Source organism: Treponema sp. R80B11-R83G3, from assembly GCF_054786115.1.
In genome coordinates this window covers 1-460 of record NZ_BDHF01000493.1, presented here as the reverse complement: position 1 = coordinate 460, position 460 = coordinate 1, and the positions used below count along the sequence as shown (strand labels likewise).

Sequence of the window (460 nt, the reverse complement as noted above, 5' to 3'; positions counted from 1 at the left end):
GGCATAATGGGCGCATAAATACACGCCGGTTGGTTTTTCAAGCAGGGATTTTACAATATCAAAATACGCTTTTATTTCTACAGTAAAGTCCAGACTATGAAAACCGCGTTGCCTTCTTATTTGCAGGGCATTTTCAATATCGTAGTCATACAGATTCATTGACTTGATATTATTCAGTTTTGTAATACCGTTGGGAAAAGCCGAGATAAACGCCCGTTCAATTTCAGGCAGTTGTTCAACAATCGCGATTAATTGAATTAAATCAATTTTTCCCGACATAAAATAAATAAAGTGGAGCGCGTTATTTCTCATAAAATAGAGGCATAACGGGTCTTGAAGCGATATTCTCTGCCACGCGCCAATATAATTGTCAAGCATCGCGCTGTCTTGCAGTTGCGTTAGCTGAAACCGCGCAGGCGCCCTGCCGATATACCTTACAAGCACCACATCCCTTGCAAGG

The 460-nt window shown here is 41.3% G+C and carries 1 protein-coding gene; it reads right to left on the bottom strand.

What is annotated here, in order from left to right; genetic code table 11:
* Window positions 1-460: hypothetical protein (locus ACYVRH_RS14625; RefSeq protein WP_461257592.1), on the bottom strand; the 460-nt coding region annotated here is incomplete at both ends.